Raw genomic sequence first — 1137 nt, 5'->3', positions numbered from 1 at the left:
CGGGGGTTCCCCCGAGGAGATTCACCATGACGCTCACCCTCACCATCGACACCGTGCGCTGGCGGGAACACCACCGCGGTGTCCTCGACCGGTTCCCGGGGCTCGTGCCGGTCTGCAAGGGAAACGGCTACGGATTCGGCCACCACCGGCTCATGCGGGAGACGGCCAGGCTCGGCATAGGGCTCGCCGCCGTCGGCACCGTTCAGGAGGCGGCCCTCGTGCAGGACGCCTTTCCCGGGGACCTCCTGGTCCTGACGCCGTACCGCAACGGGGAGGCCCCCCTGGAGCTGTCCGACGGGACCGTCCGCGTGGTCTCCACCCCCGAGCACTGCGACGGCCTGGCGGGGCGCCGGGTCGTGGTGGAGCTCATGTCCTCCATGAGACGGCACGGCATCACGGAGGACGACCTGCCCGCCCTGCGCGCGGTGATGGGCGGGTGGGAGTTCGAGGGCTTCTCCATCCACCTCCCGCTGAACCGGGTGGACGGCGCCGGCGGGGCCGGGGAGGTCGCCTCCTGGATGCGGCGGCTGCGCGGGGCGAGGATGCCGCTCCACCGCGTCTTCGTGAGCCACCTCTCGGCCGAGGAGATGGCCCGGCTGCACGCCGAGTTCCCCCGGACCTCCTTCCGGCTGCGCACGGGAACGAAACTGTGGCTCGGCGATCCGGGAGCCACCCGGTACCACAGCCGGGTGCTCGACGTCGTACCCCCGGAGCGGGGGGAACGCTTCGGCGCCGGACGGCGGCAGCCGCTCTCCGGCCGGTCCCTCGCCGTCGTGGCGGGCGGGACCTCGCACGGGGTGGGACTGCGGGCCCCCAGGAGGCTGAGTGGTCTGCGGGAGCGGGCCCGGCACGTCGCGGGCATCGGCCACGCCTGCCTCAACCGCCACCTGTCGCCCTTCGTCTGGGACGGCCGGCGGTGCCGCTTCGCGGAGCCTCCCCGGTCGCAGGAATCCGTCCTGCTGGTGCCCGGGGACGGTCCACCGCCGGTGGCCGGCGACGAGGTCGCGGTCCAGCTGCGCTACACCATCACCCGTCCCGACCGCGTCGTGGAGGAACCACGGGTCCCCCTGGACGCGTTCGCGGTCACGGGCTCCGCCCCGGAGCGGGGATGATCCGTCCCGGGGAGGCAGCCGGGCC

At 74.1% G+C, this 1137-nt stretch carries 1 protein-coding gene; it reads left to right on the top strand.

Annotated elements, in window-relative coordinates; translation table 11 throughout:
* The first annotated feature begins 26 nt into the window (after positions 1-26).
* The gene (locus tag AOK18_RS29755) at positions 27-1112 is read left to right on the top strand and encodes an alanine racemase (RefSeq protein ID WP_055696313.1); all 1086 of its coding nucleotides are present in this window, start codon (positions 27-29) and stop codon (positions 1110-1112) included.
* Positions 1113-1137 lie beyond the last annotated feature (25 nt).

The organism is Streptomyces prasinopilosus (assembly GCF_001419695.1).
Lineage (GTDB): Bacteria > Actinomycetota > Actinomycetes > Streptomycetales > Streptomycetaceae > Streptomyces > Streptomyces prasinopilosus.
Note: the sequence above shows the minus strand (reverse complement) of the source record. Positions and strands in the feature narration are given on the sequence as shown.

What these genes read in the sequence shown, in the direction of transcription:
- AOK18_RS29755 (WP_055696313.1), top strand. Translation starts at nt 27, where the DNA reads ATGACGCTCACCCTCACCATCGACACCGTGCGCTGGCGGGAACACCAC.